Genomic DNA, 24049 nt, shown 5'->3' with positions numbered 1-24049 from the left:
TTTTATATAGTTTAAATGGCGAAATCTACTACAGTGGAGGTGATTTTATGGCAAGAACCCGTGAATTTGATGAAGGAAAAGTTTTAGAGGCTGCCATGCAGTTATTTTGGGAGAAGGGATATGAAGCTACTTCTCTAAGTGATCTTACTTCAAGAATGGGCATTCAACGTCCAAGTATTTACTCAACCTTTGGTGATAAAAAAGAGCTATTCGAAGCAGCACTGCGTAGATATACGACATCTAGAGCAGCTGATATACGGACTAGACTTCAAAGTCATGTTTCTGTAAAGCAGGCATTTGCTACTTTTTTTGAAGAAGTGATTCAAGCTGAGTATACGAAAGATCTTAGTAACGGTTGTTTTTGTATTAATACAATGGTTGAACTCGCTCCTCATGACGAAAGATTTGAGATTTTAACGAGGGAGCATCAACTTTATTTAGCAGTTATTTTTCAGGAGACCATTGAGCGAGGGGTCCGAGCAGGTGAGCTTGAGGCTGACACGGATGCAAAATCACTTGCGCAGGCACTCATTGTATCGTTAATTGGATTAACCGTTATGATGAAATCACAGCCACAGCGTTCATTCGTTGATAATGCAATAGCTGCGACTCTGACATTACTTAAATAAAATTTTAAACTAGTAAAAGAATAAAATATAAACGTCCATAAAACCTATGTGGCAGCAATTTTAACAGGAATTGTACCGTTCTCTGATTTAGATGTTCCAAACCCTACAGTAGCTGATTTTGCGAATATCGGAGGCTTAACGGCATTTACCTTATATGAAAAACAATAATGGAAGATTTCATCCCCCTTTAGAGTCTCTAAAGGGGAATTTTCTAAGAATAAATTCAAATCACATTTCTATAAAGCTCTACATAAAATAAATTTATACTTCTTTACAAGCCCAAGCATCAATCTCGACCTTTATGGCCGGAGCAGCCAGTGCCACTACGTACAGTAAGGTTGTACATGGAAGATGTCCTTGTAAAAAATCATTCATTATTTCTTTTCGTTGTTGAGCCTCCATATCGCCTACCAAGTAAAACACGAGCTTTGTAATATCTTGAATCTCCATATTGGCATGATCAAGATTTTTCCGAATATTATCTAGTGCTATCTTCAATTGGGCAACCGGATCCTCAGGTATTGACCCATCTATCTCCATGCCAATTTGCCCGGATAATGTTAACCATCTGTTTGGTCCTGTTACTTCGATCTGATGTACATAAGGGGCTACAGGTGGATGAATGTTTTCAGGATTTCTACTAATTTTCATTGAACCCATCTCCTTTTCTATTATTCATTTTCATCTCTCCATTAAAATAGCATAGAGTAATCATATAAAAGTAGTACAAATACCATTATAAATGAACTTACAAATTGGATATGTCGATTCAAAGGGTTATAATAGATTCATAAAATATAGGCTTATACGCTGATAAAGCATTCAAAATAGATAAAAGTATTAACTTTTTAATTTGACTAGACATACAATTCACTTCACGCCCTTAGGTTTTATACAGATACTTCTAAAGAAACATGAATTTCGTCTTAATTTGAAGGTGGATGGCTATACTCATTAAATAGAGGGAAATTTTTACATAAGAATGATGCGTATTGATGTAAATTAATGTTTACTACTGATGTTTAGTTACTAGTGCAACCTTAGGTGGCAAAGGCAGCGAGGCCGTTTTGTAGAAGGAGTGAATAAATGAATAATTTCTTTCGGAGTAATGGATTTAAACGTTTTATCATTCTAGTTGGAATTGCTGTTGCATTGTATTTAATGCGAAGTATGATCAACTTAATTTTGCTTACGTTTATTATTACCTATTTGATGAATCAGCTTACTACGAAGACAACGAAAAAAATAAGAAAATACACACCGATGAATGAAAAGGCTGTTACTGTAACATTATATTTGTTACTGGTCGCTGGTATTGTTGCTGTGATTTACAAATACTTGCCCATTGTCACGCAGCAAGTCACACAGCTTTTTGATCTTATTGCTAGCTTTAACCTAGATCCAGATGACAATGAGATTGCGAGATATTTGGCTCCAACCTTTGAGAAGATTGAGCTTGGTAAGTATTTAGAACAGGGTGTGGATATAACTCTTAAAAATATTACGAATATTGGTAAAATCATTATGCAAATTTTGATTTCCCTAATATTGAGTTTGTTCATCTTGTTGGAAAAGAAACGAATCATTGAATTTACAGCAAAGTTTAAGGATAGTAAAATTGGACCTCTTTACGATGAACTGCATTATTTTTCAAGAATTTTCATCCGTTCATTTGGTAAAGTAATTGAAGCACAGTTCATTATTGCTGCTGTTAACTGTGTATTATCAGTGATTGCCCTTTCGATTATGGGCTTCCCGCATCTAATTGCTCTTGGGATTATGCTGTTTATTCTTGGCTTAGTGCCAGTTGCAGGTGTTATTATTTCATTAATCCCACTCAGTATTATCGCCTATAGTATTGGTGGCTTAATGTACATTGTCTACATTTTAGTAATTGTTATGGTCTTACATGCGATTGAAGCGTATTTCTTAAATCCAAAGCTTATGTCAGCTAAGACAGATTTACCGATTTTCTACACATTTATGGTCATCCTTTTCTCAGAGCATTTCCTTGGTGTATGGGGATTAATCATCGGTATCCCATTGTTCATGTTCTTACTTGATATTCTAGGGGTTACTTCCTCAGAAGAATCTAAACAGAAAATGGACGACGTTGAGGACAAAAAATTAATGGAATAAAAATAACTTTACAAAAGGGATCATCTTGTATGTAGAGATGATTCTTTTTTTATTTACATCGTATCTCATTTAAGATAAGTAGGGGGTGTTTTTGACAATGATGGTAAAGGGACAGAAGGTATATTTAAGAGAAATCTCTGTTAATGATAGCGAAAGTATTGAAAAATGCTTTCAAAATGAGGAAATCATGTATATGACAGGAACTCGTAACTTGCTAACAAAAGAACAAATTAAAGAGGCGATCTACCGCTTTAAAGAAGATTCTACTCGCTATGATTTTGCTATTTGTTTAGTAGATAATGATCAAGTAATTGGTGACTTAGCTATTATGGAAGTGGATTTAGATAATAAGAAGGCTATGTTTCGTATAGCCCTGCATGGATTAGAGGATTGTGGCAGAGGACTTGGATCAGAAGCAGTTCAACTTGCTCAAAAATTTACGTTTGAGGAGCTATGTCTGAATCGTTTGGAACTACAAGTTTACTCTCATAATATTAGAGGGATCAAATCCTATGAAAAGGTTGGCTTCAAAAAAGAAGGTGTGTTGAGGCAGGCATTATTTATGAACAATGCTTTCTCAGACGAAATCATTATGAGTATTCTGCTGGAAGAGTATATGAAAAAATTGCAATAGAAATTGAGCTAGCACAGAGTATATGTGCTGGCTTTAATTTCGTTAAATAGAAAATAATATTAATAATGTATAAAAAGGTATGTTATTCTACATAAGAATCTTTGTTACAGGGGGCGGTCATGATGACAAATACATTTATTTTTATCGTTCAATACAGGGGGGAAACGCCTTATTAACAAAGTGTTTAGTGTTTCCCTAAATTTGGAAGGGGACCATATATGTCTAGCAATACTGTAAGAATCGAAGAGGTAAGTAAAAATAATTGGTATGATTGCTGCCTGTTAGAAACATCAGCAGAGCAAAGGGATTATGTTGAATCCAACGCTATTTCTATTGCACAATCAAAGTTCGAACCAACTTTAAAGCCATATGCCATTTACTATGAAGACAAAATTGTTGGATTTTTAATGTTCAATGCAGTAAAGGAAGAGCTTGGCGGGTACTGGATCTATCGCATAATGATTGATCAGCACTTTCAAGGTAAAGGTATTGGCAAAGAAGCCACAAAGCAAATAATAAACGAAATAGCTAAGTTACCGGATGCTACAAAGGTTATAGTAGGCTATCATCCAAAAAATAAAGTCGCGCATCATTTGTATGCAAGTTTAGGCTTTGTCGATAATGGCGATCGTTTCGGTAAAGAAATGGCTGTTATTCAATATTTAACTGAATAAATAGAAGGAAAGGGACCTGTATAAGTACAAGGTCCCTTTCCATTTAAGCATCGCCAGAAGAGGCAATTATTCGTGGGTTTTTTTTGATATACCCGTAAATAAGTAAGGCTGTAATACCCTCTGCCACTGGGAAGGTCCACCAAATTGCTTGAGAGCCAAACACTTTAGGCAGGAGAATAAGTGTTGGGATAAATAAAATAATACTCCGTAGTAACATAATAGTTGTGGCAATACGAATTTTTTCGATAGATTGAAAGAATTCGGCGAGCACCATATTGATACCTAAAAATACATAGCCTATAGCAAAATGAACAAAGCCTTGAGTTGCCATATGCCGAATTTCGAATGAGCTATCTCCGAATAAAGCCATAAGCTGTGAAGGAAAAAGCATAGCTATAAGTGCTGTTGTTAATCCTAAAATAAAAGCCGTAGCTAATCCGATTTTAAGTAATGCTGTTAACCTCTCAAGTAATCTTGCCCCATGATGATAGCTAACTAATGGCTGTAGAGCCATGCCAATACCTAAGAAAATCGTTAACAGGACTGTATGGATATAGTTGACCATTGCATAGGCGGTCACACCGTTTGCCCCTAAATAGTGTAAAAAGGTCACATTATATAAAATAATAATAACCGCTACAGAAGCCTCGACAATAAAACTAGGTAATCCGATAGCGAAAATTTTTCTTAAATCTGTCTTATTGAAGAATGAAGAGACAAACTTTAATTCAGACTGTGGGCGGAAAAAATGAAGACATAGGACAGCAGTACCTATAATAGTAGCTATTGCTGTTGCTAATGCACAGCCTGTTACACCATAATCTAGAACGAAGATAAAAATATAATTTAAGATAATATTCAATACAGATGTTGTAATTAAACCCAGCATAGCTAGCTTTGGATTACCATCATTGCGAATAAAAATACTTAAAAGATTTTCAATTGTATAAAACACTCCAAATAACAAAATAACGTGTAAATACTCTTGCACATATGGATACGTATCATCACTTGCCCCGAATATATATGAAATATCTTTTAAATTAAGCGCAAGGAACCCGATAATTGTTAACACGACCACAAGCATTGTAGTAAACGCCAGCGTAAAGAGCTGATGGGCTCGTTGCTTATTGCCTTCCCCAAGAGAAATGGAATAGAGTGTAGCTCCACCCATCCCTATCCAAAGCGAAATAGACAGCAGAATAGAGAAAATCGGAACAGCAATATTAACGCCTGCTAACGCTGTAGGACCCACGCCGTGACTAACGAAAATGCCATCCACTAAAATATTAACGGACATGAGAAGCATGCCAATCATAGCTGGAAATAAATAGGATAAAAACAATGGTTTGAGCGGCCGTGTTTCAATTGGATTAATGGTTGTCATATCCATGCACCTCCAAGACCATTACTTTTTCCCCTTTATCATCTAGTTCACCATTAAACATAAAGCCAAACTGTTTATATAGCTGAATAGCTACTGCATTATTGTCATAAACACTTAAATATATTTTGTGACAGCTGAATTTTTCTGTTAAGTAATGTATAAGCTGCTGTAAAAAATGTTTACCTAAACCTTGTCCCTGATAGCGTTCATCAATTAAATAACGATCAAGCCAAACTCGTTGACTATGATCCTCATGAGGAAATACGCCATACATAGCGAAGCCTATTACGGTGCTGTCCTTATATAAGCCTAAAGGTGTAAAGCGCCGATCCATCTCCGCCTCTGCTAAGCATTGGTCTGTACTTTCAATAAAATTTTGCTGATTGTCAGCAATGCGTAATGCTAAAATTTCTTGTTTGTTAAAAGCTGTAATGTCACGAATCTCCGTGAACATAATGTCAAAACCTTTCTATTTTTATTGTGAATAGGTACAATCTAAAGTATATAGTTACTATATAGTCAAGAGAGGATACTCAAAAAATGCTTAATAAAAATGTAAAGTATTTTACAACTGGTGAATTTGCTAAAATATGTAAGGTTAATAAACAAACTTTAATTTATTACGATCAAATTGGCTTGCTATCTCCTGTTATGAAGGATAGTAAAGAGTATCGATATTATTCACTCGCTCAATATGATTTTTTTAGCGTCATTGAGTTATTAAAGGCTGTTGGCATGTCTTTGAAAGATATACAGCAGTATATGGCGGAGAAATCACCTGAAAATTTTTTAGAATTGATGCATCTACAAAAGGAAATTGTCGCAAAAAAGCGGCGAGAACTGGAGATGATTGAAGGCATTATTGATGTCAAAATTGATTTAACGAAGGAGTCACTACAACTTGATTTTGATAGCATTACAATTGAGCATTTTCCAGAGGCAACCTTGTATTTAAGTCGAAATATTGAGGACTCAACGGAAGAACAATTTGTTAAGTCTGTCTCTGATTTTATAGATGAATTGGATCGCTCTCGCTTAGACACAGGTTATCCCATTGGTGGAATTACCAAAAGGGAGCAGGTATTAGCCGGTAACTATGATAATTATAGGTACTTATATATTGAGCAGCCGCATCCGCAGGAAGGTCATCCTTATTTTAAAGCAATTGAAGGAAAGTTTATTGTTGGATACCATGTAGGAACGTCTATAACTCTGGGAGAGACCTACAAGCGATTATTTCAGGTCATGAGAGAAAAAGGCTATGAGCTGGGGCAATATGTTTATGAGGAATATATTTATGATGCGGTTATTAAAAATCGTGAAGAGGAATATGTAACAAAGATTATGGTGGAAATAAAAGAAGGTTGTTGATGCATCTCTGCCTATCAACAACCCCAAATAAACTTAATGCAATGTTAAGTTTATTTCCGGATGTGCCTTTTGTATTTTATTTAATTTATTGTCTTGGATTCCTTTTAAATTTTTATCGAAAAAGCCAAGTGATAATTCATTAATCAATTTATAAATTGCATTTACATCTGCCCCAGATTCATTAATAATCGGCGAAACGGCTGCTAAATCTGTAAAACTTCCGTGATTTGTTTTTGGAATAATAGCTGTGTAGACACCAGGCTTTTCAATTGTTTTATTTCGTAGATAAGCTTCTGCAAACAATTCATCACGATTACCAGGCTGCTGGTTATATGCTTCTTTCATAAAGTTAATGGATGCCTCAGCATTCATCAGCATAAAAGGCTTTTCAGGACCATTTTTTGGCATTAAATCGCCATATAACCCACCATCCATATCAATGGCTGCTTTAATACGATTATCCTTTACTAGCATTTGAGCTGAAGTAGCACCGCCAAAAGAATGACCTAGCATACCAATGTTATCATAGTCAATTAGTGAGGCTATTGCACGAAAGTTCTTATCAAAATCGCCTTTAATGACTTCATCTAAAACAAATGATGCATCCTGCTCCCAAAGATGGATTCGATTATTCAAGAATGTAATGGTGTTTTCAATTGGTGTAAAATCAACCCGATCACCATCGGGGAATATTGTTGTTGCCGCATCACCTGTAAAGTTAAGAGCAACGACAATATAGCCATGACTCACTAATTCTTCTAGTTGGAAGGTATTTTGTCGACTATATAAACTCATACCATGTGCAAATAATAAAAGTGGAAATTTTTCTTTAGACTTTATAGCTGTCGCATCTTGATAAGAACGGGTTTTCGTCAGTCCTAAATGCGTTGTCGCGATATTGGGAAAACCCTGTGTCGTTGCTAACTGTTGTGTTAACGCATCTATATCTTTAAAGTAGGGTGAAGGTTGTCCTGTCTCTTTTTCAGCAGGATAATAAACTTGAATCATCAGTTCGCGATTCACCTGATGATTAGGTACAACAAATTCTTTGCGATTCTTATCGGTCAGGTGAAATGTCTGTGTTCCTACTGTGTATTTTCCTGTTAGTTCAGGAAAATACATGATTGGAAATAACGTTGGTAATGTGAACATTGTAATAGTGGCCACAACAATACCTGAAGTTTTAATTATTTTCATCCTTAACTTTTTTGAAACAATTGTACTTTTTGGCTTCACAAAAACTTGTAATGTTAATAACATCAAAACAAAATAAGCAGGGATCATGCGCCAGTTAGCACCAATTGTCATAATTGTTCCTATTAACAAAACATAATTGGTAGCTATCATAATAAGATTTATTGTAGTTACCCCACGTTGTCTAAAAGTTAGTGAGATACTCGATAGTATTAAAATAAGTGTAAATAGTACTTCTAAGGTTTTCATCATTTATCTCCTTTTACATACGAATGTATGTAATTAATTAAAAATATTTTTAAGTATATATACATACGAATGTATGTATAAGATTAAAATAATAAACTACATATAGTAGTTTATTATTCCTGCACTTTATCAAATAATGCTAAAAAAACATCTTTCAATTCATCATTCATAAGTGGTATGCCAATTCCTTTGAACATCAAATTTATATGTTCAATTTTATGAATAAATTCGGCTCGGCTTACACGAAATATTTCAGGATTCATCCAAATGTCAAAAAGCATTGTAAAAGTTTCAGCTGCTTGCTTAGGGAAAGCAACTTGCAGTGAGCCGTCTTGATTGCCCTCATCAATAATTTTTTGAATTCCTGGTGCAACAACCTGAATTCCTTCTGTGATGCGGCTATAAACAAACTCGGCAGAATTCATTTTCAAATGAATCGAGGATAAGTTTTCTTCCTTTCCACTTTGAGAAATTGAGAAAGAAATGCCTTGTCTTAAACGCTCTAAAGCATTTAAGTTTTCCAAATCTGAGATGTCATTAAAATAATTATTTGCTGTTAGCATTTCCTTTGTGATGGCATCAATAACATCAGCACGCGTTTTAAAATGATGATAAAATGCTCCCCTAGTAATATCCCCTACATCATCGACAATTTCTTGAATCGTTACATTATCCCAACCGTTTAAAGTAAATAATTTAACAGCTGATTCAATGATTCTTTTTCTCGTAACTTCTGGATATTTATTTCTGGCCATAAAATATCTCCTTATAGATACATTCGAATGTATCTATAATAATAGGCGTATCCTTCCAAATTGTCAACATGATACGATTTATGAGAATTGCTGAAGAAAACTAGAAAAGAACTAGAAAAGGTAAGTAATTTAGCATATATTTTGAATTTAAATAGAAGTATAATCCGAGTGTTTTTAGGCAAAGTAAAACCAAACTCTAATACATAATTGACTTCCTGACGATACATTAGTAGAGAAAAAAGTAGAGCATTATCCGAAATATTTTTCTAAGCATGGAGGAATAGATATGCAAATATGGATTGATCGATGGACGTAATTATTAAAACAGCTTGAACAGCAAGGTGCTTGGATTCATCCACTGGAGATAAAGCCTATGGCTACTGTGCATGAATTATCAATGGTAGAGATGCGGCTCGGCGTTCCGATTCCTTCTGAGTTCCGTGATGTATTAATTCATTGTTCTCGACAAGTGGGGGTATATTGGTCTTTACCTGACGAGGCACTAATTCCTATTGAGCTGGAAGACACACCTTCAGGTGATTTTGGCTGGAGCTTGGAAGAACTCGAATTCCCTGATTTTGGCGGAGACAGTGATAATGCAAAAGAACAACTATACCTACAATTTCATACGACTGGCAATGGTGATGCACTTCTTATTAAGATTGAGGATGGTTCCGTTTGGTATTGGAATCATGAGGGGGGTGAGTATGACCTTCTTGCCTTGAATTTTAAAGATTATGTAGAGAGAGCTACAACTTTAGGATGCATAGGGGCAGATTGTGGACAGTATCTACAGTTTTGTAGTGAAGGTGGACTAGATTTAAGTCTGACCACTTCTCAAATCTGGCTAAAGTGGTTTGAACAATATTTAACTTCAACGTGGGAGAACGTTATGTATCAACTGGATACTTTACTCATATATGTGTCGATGCATGGTATGAAGGATACTAGGGTTCGAGAAGCATTTACACGGTTAAATACTGGGAAAGTGTTTGCCGCACTTCAAAATCAAATTGAACAATCACGGCGTTTAGTAGATAAAGAAGTATGGTGCAAAGTGCTAGTAGAGGTTTGTGCAACAGAGGCAAGTCATTGGGTGATGACACTTTGGGAAGATCAAAATGATTTGCCTAATAGTATTAGAGATTACTTAACCGCCTACTGTCTACCAGAAGAAGTGGGGTTATCACTTGTTCTTCAAGATATTGAAAAAAGGAGAATTGAATCTTATACAGCTTTACATCGACTACGTCATTTTCATAACCCAAGAACAATAGCATGGATGAAACGTTATGTTTCTTTTCCGATAGAGGGGTGGGATACGCTTTTAGTAGAATCACAGCCGAGTGCAGAAACTTTATTTGAGTGGTTGAATGGTAGGGAAGTAGAGCGTCAAATAGCAATACGAGCTGTATGCCAAATGTTGCAGCAAGGAATTAAACCGACAACTTCAGTGGATATGGAGAAATGGCTGTCATTGCTTACGTTTTGGAAGGACAATGAAGTACTACGAAAACATAAACAATTTTTTAGCCAAGCTCTAGAGGGCATTCAACTTTGGTGAAATCTAATAATTGTAAGGAGGAGTAATAAATGAACAATTTCACTATATTCGCTTCTATGAATAATACAAAAGAAATCGAATGTAAGATTTTCGATGTTTTTAGTAAAGGTTTTGCTATTGAAAAAAATGAAGATAACTATCTTATAAAATCCAAAGCACTATTTAACAAATATAAATTGATGGTTAGGGTGATGTCTGAAGATACAAACTCAGAATACTTTGTGAATAATATCCCTGGAATGATGAGCTATTACAACAGTATTCCATTTGAAGATAACCATTTAAAAGAATTAGTTTTAACGCAAATTTCTGTGTTAAATACAGTAATTGCGATCGAATGTGAAAAAGAAATAAAGGGTGAACAAATGCAGTTATGTTTGAGCCTGCTATTAACCATTGGAGGAATTGGATTTTTACCAAATGGTACCTTGTTAGACAAAGAAGGTGCAGTCATTGTTTATCCTGATGGGCAATCAGGGCCATCCAACTTTAGGCCTTATGCTTGTACACAGAAGGTGAGGGGACAAGAGGCGACATCGGAAGAAGGTCATCAAAGAAAGAATAAAACGATAGCGTATTTAAAAGAAAACGGTATTCCATACACAGATTCACTCCCGCAACTTCCGCCAATTGGAGCTTGTCAGCTTAAAGCCAAAGAGGATATTGCTAGGAGAGCTGTAGCTTTACTAATTGTTATTCAATTTGCTTGTGATGTGGCACAAGGAGAAAATGTTGAAGAATCAAGAGATTTCTTCATCAATATGTTGCATAAATATGAAGTGGAGGCAAATCTAACGGACAATGAAAGGGCCTTTTTATATGACCAACAACCAAATGCACAAGAAGCCATTAATATTTCATGGCAATATGAAGCTTATTGGATACTGATTTGGGTACTGGGATTTGTTAAAGAGCTTGATTTTCCTGATGAAGTATGTGATTGTGAGTACGCTATTCAAGTTATTTCTAACTGCGAAACGTTTGAGCAATTTTATCTTCAAATTATGATGCGTAGTCAGAAAGAAATAATGGATGAAGCCGACAAGATATTCAGATTACACTGGGCGTGCGTAGATAGTCGTATACAAGAACGACCGGCTCCTGTTGGAATGAATGAAAGTATTGTTATGGAAAGACGTAGAGCCTTATTCTGGTTGATCGGTCATCAAAATGAAGAGTGGGAAACGATATCAATGGATACTTAGAAAGTAATAGCAAACTAGGATACTAGTTTGCTATATTTAAAGGTTATTTTACATAGGTTGGTTTATTCACCTTATCAATTAAAAGAATACCATCGTATTGATCGCGTGGAACAAGGCTTTCTTGTATTACTCCCCAGCTATAGGATAGGCGAGGTTCAAACATCCATGAGTTACCACGTTCATTTTGACGATTACGTAAATCAATGAATGTGTAAGGTTTGTTGGCTGAGGATACAATATCTTCGATAGATCCTTTTATTGGTGGTAAAACGGGCATCGTCTCGCCCATATTATTGGCAGTTTCTCCGCTAGTCATATATAGACCTAATACATAGCTATATTTTTTGTAGATGTCTGGTAAACGTTCACCCATTAATTTAACTGGATATGGGGAGCCCATTACATCTGATTGAGCCTTACGAATATGGTCATTATGCGCCCAAACAATAAACTTTTCTGTTGGATACACTTCTTCAGCTAGCCAAAGTAAGTTCTCCATCATCGCCTGATCACGCCACTCCATTGTTGTTAAAAACGATTCATATTTATTTTGCTCCATCTCGATATTGGATTGAATTGTTAGCTCTACATATTCGTCTGCCAAACGGATACGATCTGCTAAAGTGCGCTCCATCAGCTTTACTATTTGAAGTTCATTCGGATAAGCTTTTTGAAGCTCCTTTTCTTTCGTCTGAACTTGTGCTTTTACTTGTTTATAAACGTTAATAATAGCCGTTTTTTCTTTCTGGTAGCCTTTTACATCTTTGCTAGAGCTCCATTCTGCGAGTTGCTTTTCCGCGTCACTGAATTGCTGAGCCAATTGAGGATTTTGCAACCAATTCCCATTCGTAAATGCCCCTTGCTGTTGAATATCAAAGCCTGCTAGAACAAGAGGTTTTTCTGTAGCTTGAGTTGTTTTTGCGTATTCAAAAAGAGGCAATGTTTCTTTTGTCCACCATACTCCAAAAATAGCATCCTTCATCGTTTGTAGTGCAGCTTGTTTATCAATTTTTCCTTGGGCATTCATGACATCGCCCAGACCACTTTCGAAGGCTAAAACATTGTAACCCATTTCTTGATGTAAAAATTGTATTAAACGAGTTTTAGCGAGATTAAACTGTGCGACCCCATGAGAGCTTTCACCTAAAAAGACAATTCGTTTATCATGTAATAATGGCTTTAGCATTGCTAGGTCCTCAAATTTATTAGAAGGGATTTTCTGAGAACTAGCTGGTTCCGGCTGAATGGAAGTCAAGCTGTAAGCATGATCATTCACCCATTTTTTCCAATCCTCTAATGTTTCAGTAGTAGTCCTAGCCTGTTGAACCGCTCCGTATTTTTCCTGCTCTTTTATCGCAGGGTCAGCTGCTGAAGCACTAGTTATGCCACTGAATACGATTAAACTTGTCAGTGCTGTACTTAATAAAGCTTTCCGTTTTCTATAATGTTTCATTGAAAATCAGCCCTTTTCTTTATGTTGATCCTAAGTATAAGGGGCAAAGTTTAAAGCATAGGAGGAGTTTGTTTAAATTTTGTTTAAATTTGAATTGATTGTTAAAAAAGAAAGCATCTCCATTTAAATGGAGATGCCAATAGCTATTTATAATGATACGTACTAGCTCTAACGTGATTTCGTTGAATTTGGTTAAACCATGCCCGATCCTTTTCCTCTTGATTTAAGGTACCAATAATAGAGGAGGAGCAGCTCACGCAAATTTTCGCTTGAGTAATTTGTCCACATCTTTCACAAGGTGCGCCTAAATTTGGGAAAATCGAATTTTTTAACTTTCCGGCTTTAACCCATTTATACAGCAGCTCAGACGAGACACCTGTCAACGTCACAACCTCTTCATTTGTTAAATAACGATTATTTTTTCTTAATAAAAAATGATGCAGTTCTGAAAAAATATCCTCTTCTCTCACATCTATCTTTTTTTGAAATAGCAACATAACTAGTCCTCTCCTCGTCACATCAATTCATACTTTCTTTAACGGTTATAGGTTGTTCATCATATTTATAATTTTCCCAACGATTGCGTGCTAGCTTTCGATATTTTGGCGAGACATTCTTATCGGCAATTAATCTAGAAAATCCTTTTTTAGCTTCTGTCATATCACCAAGTCGGAGGCTTAGCTCGGCATGTAAAAATTGAATTCGCTCTCCACCTTCCTGGTTAGATGCAAATGATTTACTGTAAAAATCTCTAGCGGCAAAAAGGTAGCGTTTTTCAGATTCTTCGTCGTTTTTCAAACGATATAACCAGGCAATTTTTAATGCGAAATTTGCCATCAAAAGCGATTCTTCCATTGATGCGCGAGATACTAGATAGGCCAGCTTAAAGCTTATAATGGCATCATCGATTGTACGTTCCTGACAGATATTCATAGGTTTCTGTAGCTCTTTAATGTATAGTTCATCTATGAGCTGCATGAAAGGTCCGTATGTCCGCGTCATGGATTTATGGAAAGCAAAGCCACAATGTGGGCACACAGCAACTTCATACAGCAAAGGGTTTAGGCCATCATAGACGGGCATGAAATCTGTTTGTTCCTCGATAATTTTATATCGATTTGGGCGTACTTTATACGTTGTAAAATGCTTTTTGCAAAATTTACAATCTACGCTACTTTCATAGTAGTAGATGTTAAATGCCATAAGAATCAACTCCTTTGCATGCTCTAGAATTAGTATTTCTTTTGTTCTATTTAAACGCAATCGATAATCGTTCAATGTATTTAATTCATTATCTATCATTTTAACAATTCTGTGTTCTTTGGTATACTCCTTTAGAATTATTAAATTAAAAATAATTCTTACATTTTTAGTTAAATATCATTAGAAATAAGCTTGTAATAGTATTTATCGGTGTACTTAAAGTAAGTTATATAGTTCGAGCGAATTTTGTCGAATTATATACAATTTATTTCATAGACAATTTGAATTGTATAGTTCAAAAGTTATGTGCGAGAGGATGAAGTAAATGACATTTAAAATAGTGTTTTTTGATGTGGATGGTACTCTGGTCAATTATGAGGATGGCGCTGTGGAAGAAAGTACAAGGCAGGCCATTCACCTACTACAGGATAAAGGGATTCATCTAGTGGCTGCGACAGGAAGGCCATTGTCCATGTGTGAAGAGCTGAAAAGTTTGGGAATTGAAACCTTTATTACGGCAAATGGAGCATATGTGAAGCACAAGGATGTTGTCATACATAAAATTCCGATTGATAAGGGCATTGTTCAAAATGTTCAAGCTTTTGCACAGCAACAACAGCATTCCTTAACATTTTTTACAGAACAACTTACGATGAATGCTATTCAAAATCCGTTAGCCTTAAGCGCGATGCAAGAGACATTGTCTTTACGTGATTTTCCCGTTAGAAATGACAGCATTATAGAAGAAGAGGTTTTTCTTATGTGTCTTTATGCAGATGAGCAGGCTGAAAAAAGATTAGCTTGTCAATTTTCGAATATATTACGGCAACGATGGCATCCTTATATTGTGAATGTCTTACAGCAGGATGTGTCCAAGTCGATAGCTGTGAAGGCTGTACTGGATTATTTTGAGATTAATTCTAAGGATGCAATAGCTTTTGGAGATGGAGAGAATGATATAGATATGCTAGAGCAGGTTGGCCTCGGGGTTGCCATGGGAAATGGGAGCCAAGCTCTAAAAAATGCTGCAGATTTTGTTACAAAGAAATCCATTGAAGGTGGCATAGATTTTGCTTTACGTCAGCTTCACATTATTTAACGACATATTTGCTTGAGCAATTTTTTAGGGATACGGTTATGACTGTATAGAAAAGGTGTTAGGTGGTCGGAAAATGGCGCAGCATGTGCAATCTCTAATTGAACATTACGGGTATTTTGGCATCATTGTAATCCTAATTGGAGGCATTGTTGGGTTGCCACTTCCTGATGAAGTATTTTTAACTTATGTAGGCTATAGTGTTTATCGAGAAAGTCTTGAACATATCCCAGCGTTAGTAAGCGCCCTGATTGGCGCCATGGGAGGTATTACTTTAAGCTACTATATCGGCCACCGATTTGGCTTACCGCTCTTGCAGAAATATGGGCCAAAATTTCATATAACTGAGCAAAAAATTGATTTTACTAAAAAAATGTTTACGAAAGTAGGTCCTTTTTTATTAATAGTGGGCTATTTTATTCCAGGTGTACGCCATCTGACAGCTTATATTGCGGCTATTAATAATTATCCCTATAAGAAATTCGCATTCTTTGCTTATACAGGAGCATTTATTTGGACGTTCACATTTATAACATTAGGAAAAGTATTAGGGGAGAAGTGGCGATTCGTCGGTTACTATTTGTCCCATTACAGTATTTATGTCATCTTACTGTTTGTCCTTGTCATGTTAATCGTTTATTATTTATTGAAAAAAAGAAACGTACAAAAGTAAAAGTCGGTATGATTCGTACCGACTTTTTATTATGGCAAAATGGCAAATGATCGAACAGGGAATCCAGATGCTTTTTCAGGCTTAGGTACAATATTAAAAATAATAGCCCCTTTTGGAGGAAGCTTGTCCAAATTAGTCATAAGCTCAATTTGATAGGTGTCTTGATCAAGGACAAAATATTCTCCATCCAATTTGCCGCTTTGACGAAAATCAGTAGCAGAATCGGTATCAAAAGTTTCATGACCGATTGCACTTACTTTACGTTCCTTGAATAAAAATTGTAATGCCTCCAAGCCCCAGCCTGGAAGATGATTATGGCCATCCACATCTTTATTATTGAATGCTTCTTTATCGGGCCAACGCTTACTCCAATCTGTTCGCAGTGCCACAAAAGTACCTTCTTCTATTTGTCCATGTTGTGCCTCGAATTCTAGAATATCTTGGACACTGAGCGTAAAGTCATGATTACTAGTAGCCTCTTGTGATTTATCAATAACGATAAGCGGGAGAACGAGCTCCTTTAGCTCTAGTTCATCTAGAAAACGAGTATCTCTTACAAAGTGAATAGGTGGGTCAATATGTGTTCCATATTGTCCGGGAAAAGTAAACTGCTGTGCGAAAAAACCGTCATCATGCGAGAATAATGTTTCAAATTTAGCATCTTCAAACATAAAAAAATGAGGTGAATGTGGGCCGAAGGTATGTGTCAAATCGACCCATTGTTTTGATTTTAGTAAGTGCAATGCTTCTAAAAGTTCGTTAGACATTTAATTTCCTGCTTTCTAAAAGTAATGGTAAATAAAAAAGAGTCCTCTATAGAAGAGGACTCCCTGAATCATACGTGGGTAGTTCGTCTTCTCATCTTTCAGGCTTAGATTTTGCCAAAAGGAATTAGCACCATACTGATTGAGCTGGTTGCTGAGACTTCATCGGGCCGATCCCTCCGTCTCTCTTGATAAGAAATAGAATATAAGAATTTTCAGAAATAATAGTACAAATACTTTAGCATATATTTTTATAGTTTACAACTTTTATAGGATTACAGGGTTAAGATTTTTATTTACCAATTCAAAATTAACGTTACTCTACAGCAACCACTATCCATAAGCTGTATTCTAAAATTATCTGGTGTATAGTTGGTTTCGAATTTTGTAGTGATGCCTGTGGATGTAATCAATTTTTCGACATCTGTTTTATTTGAAAGTTGTGCAGCATTTTTTAAATCATGGGCAAATTGTTGAGAGCTATCAATTTTATCCGTAAGTAATTGTGCTTGCTGCATAATCGCCTTTATCCGCGTAGCTGAAGATATTAATTTTTGTGTATCAACAGGGGGAAAGGCACTATTACTGGTCGGCATTGCTAAATGTTGAGAAAAGGGTCTAGCTGCAAGGTGATGGGCTGTCGATGGTATTGGGTAATGGTAGGGGTGAACAAAATACGGATAAGGATTATAATACAATTCAATTCCTCCTATCCAAAAGCTGATATCTTATCTTATGTATCATGATCTTTTTAGGTGTTTGGATAAAGATAGTCCTGTACAGGAGTGTAAAACATAATATGCTACATAAACAAAAAAGGAAGCCATGGCAGCTTCCTTTACGTTCTTTAGCCAAGAACATTTAATACATCATCTATTTTTTTGCTATGTGATAGGATTCCATAATTCATCCACGTTAAAAAATCCACCTCATAAACACAGCTGCTCTTAACTGCTCTTAGGTTTTTCCACATAGAAGATTTTAAAATAGTACGCTCTTCATGCTCATAAATGGAGTGTTGCTTGTCGAAGGTGATAAACAAATGATCAGCGTCTAGCTGTAGCAGTTGATCTGATGTCAGATGAGCTTTACGCTGGTTAAGCGGTATTTTCCATACTAATGGATGAGGCGTTAAGCCCAAGTCACGATATAGGATTGGCCCTGTATAGCCGCATTCAGGGCCAGCATACAGTGTAATGCCAATGGACGAAATGCGAAGAAATGCAACACTTTGCCCATAAACGGATTTACCGAGAATTCGTCGAGCCTTCTGTACCTTATCCTCATATTCCATGATAATGTCTTGCATCATAGAGGTTTTCCCTGTTAAATCAGCAATTTTAAAGAGAGTCGATTGCCAGTCCTCCCCAGGGTGGTTGAGGTGACAGATTGGGGCCAGCTTATTTAAATGAAGACAAGTTTCCCAACGCTCTATACCAGCATCTAACATAATTAAAGTTGGTTTATAGTGAAAGAGACGATCCACTTCTCCAAACTGTACATCGATATCGGGAACATCCTGCAAACCTAAATAGTCTTGTTTTCCCCATTTGGAATGACTGAATTGAGCAATGGGTGTAATCCCTAAAGCTACAAAGAAGTCCTCTAAGAACGGTGCAAATACACGTACATTATTGCTCTGACTTCGTCGATATTGCCCTGGGGAAATACCTACATGCTCTTTAAAACGACGATTAAAATAATATTCGTTATTAAAGCCAATGGACTGACTAATTTCAAAGACACGATCATTAGTTGTCATTAATAACTGTTTGGCCTTTTCAATACGTATACTATTTAAATAATGAAGAGGAATCTGCCCCGTAATATCTTTAAAAATACGAGAGTAACTCCATCTTGGAACTTCTGCTAGTTCTGCTAACTGTTCAACAGTCCAATCCCTTCCAAAGTATTTGTGCAAATATTGAATAGATTGCTCTACAGATTGACGATCATTTTGTAGTATAGGCTTCGGTTGGTTTTGTTCAAAAATAAATAGCATCAATTCTTGAAAACGAACATGCTGCTCAAAAATAGTGTGTTCATCCTTTGCTTGACGACACCGATAAATAGCTTCTAATAGTTTATTGCATTGAGAGAAAGGAAGGAGACGTAGTTCTCTAACACTTGTAAAGAGACTAGTAGGAGCATGGGATTCACTAAGATAGATCGTGTTAAATGTCAATTGGTACAGGCAGAGAGGCTCATCGGCAGTGTGAATTTCGACATGGCTATTAGGTGGAATAATCACACATTTTTCTTTCATAAGGTGGATAGTTTCATGATTTGTCTTAAGTGTTCCGTTTCCACTAATAAGGATGAAAAGCGAAAAGTATGTATGGCTATATGACTGCATATTCACTGACAGAATAGTATATGAAATAGTTTGTAAATGATAGATTTGTGTTAAATTACCCATTGTCCACGCACTCCTAAGTAAAGTTTAAATTTGGAAAACAACAGAAAGAAAGCCCCCTAAAGAGCTTTCTTTTGTAAATTATTTCACGAACCATTTCTCAAGATCATCATATTTTCGTAGGTTTGCAGTAATGGCACCAGACTGCCAATAAGTTCGATCGGCAATATAAACTTGTCCATTTTTTACAGCAGGAACTGCTTTCCAAAGTGTACTATCTAACCATTTAATCGCCTCTTGATTTTCTTCAGTTTCCCAAGTGCCATTTGAAGGGAAGAGTATAATATGATCAGCATCTAATTCTGGAATAGCTTCTTCAGACAAGACCTCTTGGAACTCTGTCATATCACGAGCTAATGGATGTGGAGTTAAACCAGCTTCCGTATAAATGTAGCCTGTGTAACGATTCTTCATTCCGAATAATGCCAATGTTTTATCGGCAACATTTAAACGAACAACGGCAACAGTTTCGTCACCAACTGATTCATCTAACTTAGCTTTTAAATTAGTAACACGTTCCTCATATTTATCAACGATTTCATTTGCTTTCTCAGGGATATTTAAAACATCAGCTATCGTTTTCACAATCTCACGTGGATCTTGTAGTATTTCTTCTTTTAAGCGATAAGTAGGCGCAATCTTAGAATATTCTTCATACTTTGCCTTATCTGCCGCACCATCTACAATGATTAAATCTGGCTTAGCTTGAAGTAACGTTTCCATACTACCTGTAACGTCAAACTCAGGTACGTCTAAACCTAAATAATCTTGTTTACCCCAGGATGGGTGATACCATTGCACAACGGGTTTGACATCCAAGGCAGTTAAATAATCTTCCATATAGATGGCTGCTACTCGCTGTGGATTTGTTGGAATTGTTACTTCACCAAACCCATCCTCTACAACTCGTGTATCTTCTTTTGTTGGATTCTCACTCTCGGAATTTGTTTGTGCTTCATTTGAACCACAGGCACTTAAAACGAACATCAGTACAAGGAAAAGTACAAATGTAAAATATCGACTGATACGCATGGCAATTCACTCCTATAAATTTACTAAAACAGATTGAATGTTATCTTAATTTAGAATGATAATCATTCTCGTTTGATTCAAATAAATTATAGGATACAACATAAAAACAAACAATACATATTTTCTACATCTTTTTTATACAAAATGAAGTTTAGAGCACTATTGTTTCTTTTTATCAAAAAGTAGCCATAAGAGTGTAACGACCGCTGCAAGCATAACCATAAAGAATCCATAAACAGGCGTGTGTGCTAATGATTGATGACGAATAATTACGCCTCCAATATAGGAACCTAAAAAGATGCCTACGTTAAAAGCAGAAATATTTAATGCTGAAGCCATCGAAATGGCAGATGGCACATATTTTTCGGACAGGAGAACTGCATATAATTGCAATCCTGGGACATTCATGAACATAAATAACCCCATTGTCAGTACCATGATTAGCCCTATAATCGGTGACTCAAGAGTGAAACCAATGCCAAGTAACGCCAAGGCAAGTCCCACAAAAATAATAAAGATGGATCGTAATGGATGTTGGTTAGCAAAATGGCCGCCTAGTGTATTACCAATAGCAACGCAAATACCATAGACAACTAGAATAATGATTACGGCATGTGGCGAGTAACCCATATATTGTTCTAAAATGGGTGAAACATAGGTGTAGACAACAAAAGCCCCACCATAGCCGATTGCAGTAATGAAAAGTATTAATAACATGCGGATATTGCCTAATACTTTGCCAATATCGTGTAAAGAAATGGGATTACCTTTAGATAATTGATGAGGTACTAACAAAGCATTACTTATTAAACCGATAATTCCTATCATGACAATAAAAATGAACGACATACGCCAGTCTGTTATTTGTCCAATAAATGTACCAAGTGGGACACCTGTCACAGTAGCTAATGTTAATCCCGTAAACATAAAGGCAATAGCACTTGCTCGCTTATTAGGTTCAACTACATCAGCAGCTATAACAGAAGCGATCGACATAAACACACCATGTGCTAATGCAGAAATAATACGACCTATAATCAATATGGAGAAAATAGGTGCGATAGCTGCAGTTAAATTACCGATTATAAAAATGGTCATAACAAGCAATAATACAGTTTTTCGACTAAGGCGAGATGTGAAGGCTGTTAATAATGGAGCTCCAATAGTAACGCCCAGTGCGTATATAGAAACAGTTAATCCAGCTGTACTTAAAGATATACCGAAGTCATCCGTAATTAATGGTAGAAGCCCAACACTGATAAATTCAGTGGACCCTATACCAAATGCACTGATTGCAAGTGCTAATAAAGTTAATGTAGCATTTGGCTTTTTTGATTGTGACATACTAAAACAATCTCCTTTGATTTTTTTTATCGAGTGTAGTACTATTCATACATACCAAAAAGGCACGTAGAGTACTTTTAGTTACTTTTGAATATTACAGGGGGTTTACGATGCAAAAAGTTTATAATATTGGTGTTGAAGCTACACTTGAAGTTATTGGTGGTAAATGGAAACCAATTATTCTTTGTCATTTAAACCACCATGGTAAAATTCGTACAAATGAATTTCGGCGATTGATTCCGGGGATTTCACAAAAAATGCTCACAAATCAATTGAGAGAATTGGAGCAGGCTGGATTAATCCATCGAAAAGTATTCAATCAAGTACCACCAAAAGTTGAATATTCCTTAACGTCTTATGGACACGGTATGGAACCTATTTTGAACATGCTTTGCACTTGGGGCGAAAAGCATGTTGAATTATTACAGGATAAAGGTGAAGATGTACTGTTAAAACAACGTGATGAAGATATCGCCATGCAGCAAACATCGTAATGAGGGGAGAAAGAGACTGTCATATTGAAGACAGTCTCCTTTCCTTTTACACAGCTTATAAAGCAAAGTCGAATTCATTTGGATTAGGTCCGACACGTTGTTCAAGATTCATCGCATTGATGATAGCCATTTCCTCATCTGTTAGCTGAAAGTTGAAAATATCAGCGTTTTGCATCATACGTTCTCGACGTACAGATTTAGGAATAGTGATAATGCCATTTTGTACATCCCAGCGTAAAATAACTTGGGTATTTGATTTACTATATTTTTCTGCTATTTTTGAAATGGTTGCATCTTCAAGAAGTCCACCTTGCATTAATGGTGCCCAAGCCTCAAGTTGAATTTCGTGCTTGTCGCAGAATGAACGAAGCTCAGCTTGCTGTAAACGTGGATGGAATTCCACTTGATTCACAACCGGCTTCATACGTGCAAATGATAGTAAGTTTTCCAAATGGGCAACAGTAAAGTTACAAACACCAATTGCTTTGATTTTACCTTGATCATATAGGTCCTCTAGCGCTTTCCAAGATTCAGCATACTTATCTTTCCCAGGCCAATGAATCAGGTAAAGATCTAAATAATCCAGCCCTAGTTTTTCTAGGCTTTCCTCATAGGCAGTAACAGTTTCCTCATAGCTTAATCCATCGTTCCAAACTTTTGATGTTATAAATAAATCTTCACGTTGCAGGTTAGTTGATGTTAGCGCCTGTTTAATACCTTCCCCGACACCAGCTTCATTGCCATAAATTGCGGCAGTATCGATGCTGCGATAGCCAACCTCTATAGCATTTTTAACCATCTCAGCTGTAGCATCATTCTCTACTTGAAAAACACCTAACCCCATTCCAGGCATTTGTAGCCCATTGTTTAATGTGATTTTATCTTGTAAATGAGTAATCATTTTAAGTCCTCCATGTTTTGTGATTGCTTGATTGCTTTTTCATTATGCTGCTAACATGCCTTCAAAAAAAGTACGCACTTTTTTGTGTCATAGAAACGTAGAGGTAACTTTTGTGAGCTAACAATGGCTAGAGGGATAAAAATATTTTCATTAAATTAGTAAGCCTCTTTAATTGACCACATCTACTAGTCGGTGTGCCAAGATAATTGCCATGCATGGCTGTATTTCAGTAATAAAAGGAAATGTTTGTTCGATGGAGAATATATGTAGTAATACTATAAAAAGGGGTTTGGCAGATGAATCGTTTAAATTTAATTACATTAGGTGTTAAAGATATGGTAGAGTCTCTCGCTTTTTACCGAGAAGGGTTAGGTTTTGAGGTTGTAGTTTACGGAGAGGAAACAAATCCTGATGTTATGTTCTTTAATAATGGAGGGACAAAAATATCACTTTTTCCAATTGAAAGATTGGCTAAAGATATTAATGAAGCAAACCCACCTGAAATTGGTCATGGCTTTGGTGGAATCACTCTTGCTTATAATGGTAAATCAAAAGAAGAGGTGGACAGTATTTTTGCATTAGTCAAAAAGGCTGGGGCAAAAATTGTTAAAGAGCCCGAAACTGTATTTTGGGGTGGTTATAGTGGCTACTTCCAAGATCCGAATGGCTTCTATTGGGAAGTTGCTTACGGCGATATGTGGCAGTTCGATGAGAACGATATGCTAATTATTCAATAAAAGTAATAGGTATCTCACATAATAAGAGCAGCTATTTGGAATAGGTGGGGGATTCCTGTAGAGTAACAACTCCCGCGAAAAGCGACGATATTACGATACATCATTGTAAAGAGAAGACTGTAGACAAGCTCAATA

At 36.2% G+C, this 24049-nt stretch carries 25 protein-coding genes and 1 riboswitch; of the genes, 11 read left to right on the top strand and 14 right to left on the bottom strand.

Annotated features, from left to right (window positions below; all coding sequences use genetic code 11):
- Positions 1–47 precede the first annotated feature (47 nt).
- Complete coding sequence (locus MKY80_RS21875) at positions 48–629, top strand: TetR/AcrR family transcriptional regulator (RefSeq protein ID WP_008175424.1); 582 nt, start codon at positions 48–50, stop codon at positions 627–629.
- Positions 630–890: 261 nt separating this feature from the next.
- On the opposite strand, the gene MKY80_RS21870 is transcribed toward MKY80_RS21875, so the two are convergent.
- Positions 891–1280: a RidA family protein gene (locus tag MKY80_RS21870; RefSeq protein ID WP_008175420.1), complete on the bottom strand. Its 390-nt coding sequence runs from the start codon at positions 1278–1280 to the stop codon at positions 891–893.
- 435 nt (positions 1281–1715) lie between these two features.
- Here MKY80_RS21870 and MKY80_RS21865 point away from each other — a divergent pair, with 435 nt between their 5' ends.
- The 3 genes from MKY80_RS21865 to MKY80_RS21855 all read left to right on the top strand — a co-directional run bounded on the left by MKY80_RS21865 (position 1716) and on the right by MKY80_RS21855 (position 4076).
- Positions 1716–2768 carry an AI-2E family transporter gene (locus tag MKY80_RS21865; protein WP_008175417.1) on the top strand — a complete coding sequence of 351 codons (1053 nt, stop codon included), beginning with the start codon at positions 1716–1718 and terminating at the stop codon, positions 2766–2768.
- A 100-nt stretch (positions 2769–2868) separates the two neighbouring features.
- On the top strand, positions 2869–3402 hold the full coding sequence (locus MKY80_RS21860) for a GNAT family protein (RefSeq protein ID WP_043989967.1): 534 nt from the start codon (positions 2869–2871) through the stop codon (positions 3400–3402).
- 218 nt (positions 3403–3620) lie between these two features.
- Positions 3621–4076 carry a GNAT family N-acetyltransferase gene (locus tag MKY80_RS21855; protein WP_090002118.1) on the top strand — a complete coding sequence of 152 codons (456 nt, stop codon included), beginning with the start codon at positions 3621–3623 and terminating at the stop codon, positions 4074–4076.
- A gap of 43 nt (positions 4077–4119) precedes the next feature.
- Here MKY80_RS21855 and MKY80_RS21850 read toward each other — a convergent pair whose 3' ends face one another.
- Complete coding sequence (locus tag MKY80_RS21850; RefSeq protein WP_342531209.1) at positions 4120–5463, bottom strand: MATE family efflux transporter; 1344 nt, start codon at positions 5461–5463, stop codon at positions 4120–4122.
- Positions 5450–5917, bottom strand: coding sequence for a GNAT family N-acetyltransferase (locus tag MKY80_RS21845; protein ID WP_036121436.1), 468 nt, complete (start codon positions 5915–5917; stop codon positions 5450–5452). The genes MKY80_RS21850 and MKY80_RS21845 overlap by 14 nt, the downstream gene beginning before the upstream one ends.
- An 86-nt stretch (positions 5918–6003) precedes the next feature.
- On the opposite strand from MKY80_RS21845, the gene MKY80_RS21840 reads away from it, so the two are divergent.
- On the top strand, positions 6004–6834 hold the full coding sequence (locus tag MKY80_RS21840; protein WP_090002114.1) for a MerR family transcriptional regulator: 831 nt from the start codon (positions 6004–6006) through the stop codon (positions 6832–6834).
- Positions 6835–6867: 33 nt separating this feature from the next.
- On the opposite strand, the gene MKY80_RS21835 is transcribed toward MKY80_RS21840, so the two are convergent.
- Positions 6868–8277, bottom strand: a complete 1410-nt coding sequence (locus tag MKY80_RS21835; protein ID WP_115648602.1) for a carboxylic ester hydrolase — start codon at positions 8275–8277, stop codon at positions 6868–6870.
- Positions 8278–8390: 113 nt separating this feature from the next.
- A complete protein-coding gene (locus MKY80_RS21830; protein WP_239355110.1) occupies positions 8391–9032 on the bottom strand; it encodes a TetR/AcrR family transcriptional regulator in 642 nt (213 codons plus the stop codon).
- Between the two features lie 373 nt (positions 9033–9405).
- Here MKY80_RS21830 and MKY80_RS21825 point away from each other — a divergent pair, with 373 nt between their 5' ends.
- Positions 9406–10596, top strand: coding sequence for an SMI1/KNR4 family protein (locus MKY80_RS21825; protein ID WP_342531205.1), 1191 nt, complete (start codon positions 9406–9408; stop codon positions 10594–10596).
- A gap of 29 nt (positions 10597–10625) precedes the next feature.
- Positions 10626–11801 carry a DUF4272 domain-containing protein gene (locus MKY80_RS21820; RefSeq protein ID WP_089985858.1) on the top strand — a complete coding sequence of 392 codons (1176 nt, stop codon included), beginning with the start codon at positions 10626–10628 and terminating at the stop codon, positions 11799–11801.
- A gap of 43 nt (positions 11802–11844) precedes the next feature.
- Here the strand turns inward: MKY80_RS21820 and MKY80_RS21815 are convergent, their stop codons facing one another.
- The 3 genes from MKY80_RS21815 to MKY80_RS21805 form a co-directional block, all read right to left on the bottom strand.
- Entirely contained in the window at positions 11845–13254 is a 1410-nt protein-coding gene (locus tag MKY80_RS21815; RefSeq protein ID WP_239355112.1) for an erythromycin esterase family protein, read from the bottom strand.
- A 143-nt stretch (positions 13255–13397) separates the two neighbouring features.
- A complete protein-coding gene (locus MKY80_RS21810) occupies positions 13398–13751 on the bottom strand; it encodes a hypothetical protein (RefSeq protein ID WP_012295965.1) in 354 nt (117 codons plus the stop codon).
- 22 nt (positions 13752–13773) lie between these two features.
- Entirely contained in the window at positions 13774–14457 is a 684-nt protein-coding gene (locus MKY80_RS21805) for a DUF2225 domain-containing protein (RefSeq protein ID WP_036121430.1), read from the bottom strand.
- Between the two features lie 325 nt (positions 14458–14782).
- On the opposite strand from MKY80_RS21805, the gene MKY80_RS21800 reads away from it, so the two are divergent.
- Positions 14783–15556, top strand: a complete 774-nt coding sequence (locus MKY80_RS21800) for a Cof-type HAD-IIB family hydrolase (protein WP_089985856.1) — start codon at positions 14783–14785, stop codon at positions 15554–15556.
- 73 nt (positions 15557–15629) lie between these two features.
- Positions 15630–16226, top strand: coding sequence for a DedA family protein (locus tag MKY80_RS21795; RefSeq protein WP_089985855.1), 597 nt, complete (start codon positions 15630–15632; stop codon positions 16224–16226).
- Positions 16227–16255: 29 nt separating this feature from the next.
- On the opposite strand, the gene MKY80_RS21790 is transcribed toward MKY80_RS21795, so the two are convergent.
- The 5 genes from MKY80_RS21790 to MKY80_RS21770 form a co-directional block, all read right to left on the bottom strand.
- Complete coding sequence (locus MKY80_RS21790; RefSeq protein ID WP_089985854.1) at positions 16256–16993, bottom strand: cyclase family protein; 738 nt, start codon at positions 16991–16993, stop codon at positions 16256–16258.
- 88 nt (positions 16994–17081) lie between these two features.
- Positions 17082–17188, bottom strand: a riboswitch (SAM riboswitch).
- A 98-nt stretch (positions 17189–17286) separates the two neighbouring features.
- The gene (locus MKY80_RS21785) at positions 17287–17688 is read right to left on the bottom strand and encodes a hypothetical protein (protein WP_089985853.1); all 402 of its coding nucleotides are present in this window, start codon (positions 17686–17688) and stop codon (positions 17287–17289) included.
- A gap of 149 nt (positions 17689–17837) precedes the next feature.
- Positions 17838–19409 (bottom strand): helix-turn-helix domain-containing protein, encoded by a 1572-nt coding sequence (locus MKY80_RS21780; RefSeq protein WP_089985852.1) that lies wholly within the window; start codon positions 19407–19409, stop codon positions 17838–17840.
- A 78-nt stretch (positions 19410–19487) separates the two neighbouring features.
- Positions 19488–20438, bottom strand: coding sequence for an ABC transporter substrate-binding protein (locus MKY80_RS21775; protein ID WP_089985851.1), 951 nt, complete (start codon positions 20436–20438; stop codon positions 19488–19490).
- Positions 20439–20597: 159 nt separating this feature from the next.
- Positions 20598–21782 carry an MFS transporter gene (locus MKY80_RS21770; protein ID WP_107922332.1) on the bottom strand — a complete coding sequence of 395 codons (1185 nt, stop codon included), beginning with the start codon at positions 21780–21782 and terminating at the stop codon, positions 20598–20600.
- Positions 21783–21892: 110 nt separating this feature from the next.
- Between MKY80_RS21770 and MKY80_RS21765 the strand changes: the two genes are divergently transcribed.
- Complete coding sequence (locus MKY80_RS21765; RefSeq protein WP_008175386.1) at positions 21893–22276, top strand: helix-turn-helix domain-containing protein; 384 nt, start codon at positions 21893–21895, stop codon at positions 22274–22276.
- A 55-nt stretch (positions 22277–22331) separates the two neighbouring features.
- Here the strand turns inward: MKY80_RS21765 and MKY80_RS21760 are convergent, their stop codons facing one another.
- A complete protein-coding gene (locus tag MKY80_RS21760; protein WP_089985849.1) occupies positions 22332–23177 on the bottom strand; it encodes an aldo/keto reductase in 846 nt (281 codons plus the stop codon).
- A gap of 296 nt (positions 23178–23473) precedes the next feature.
- Between MKY80_RS21760 and MKY80_RS21755 the strand changes: the two genes are divergently transcribed.
- Positions 23474–23914 (top strand): VOC family protein, encoded by a 441-nt coding sequence (locus MKY80_RS21755; RefSeq protein WP_008175383.1) that lies wholly within the window; start codon positions 23474–23476, stop codon positions 23912–23914.
- Positions 23915–24049: the final 135 nt, after the last annotated feature.

Origin of the sequence: Lysinibacillus sp. FSL R5-0849 (assembly GCF_038595075.1) — a bacterium.
In the GTDB taxonomy this organism is placed as follows: Bacteria; Bacillota; Bacilli; order Bacillales_A; family Planococcaceae; genus Lysinibacillus; species Lysinibacillus fusiformis.
This window is presented reverse-complemented; position numbering and strand designations above follow the sequence as displayed.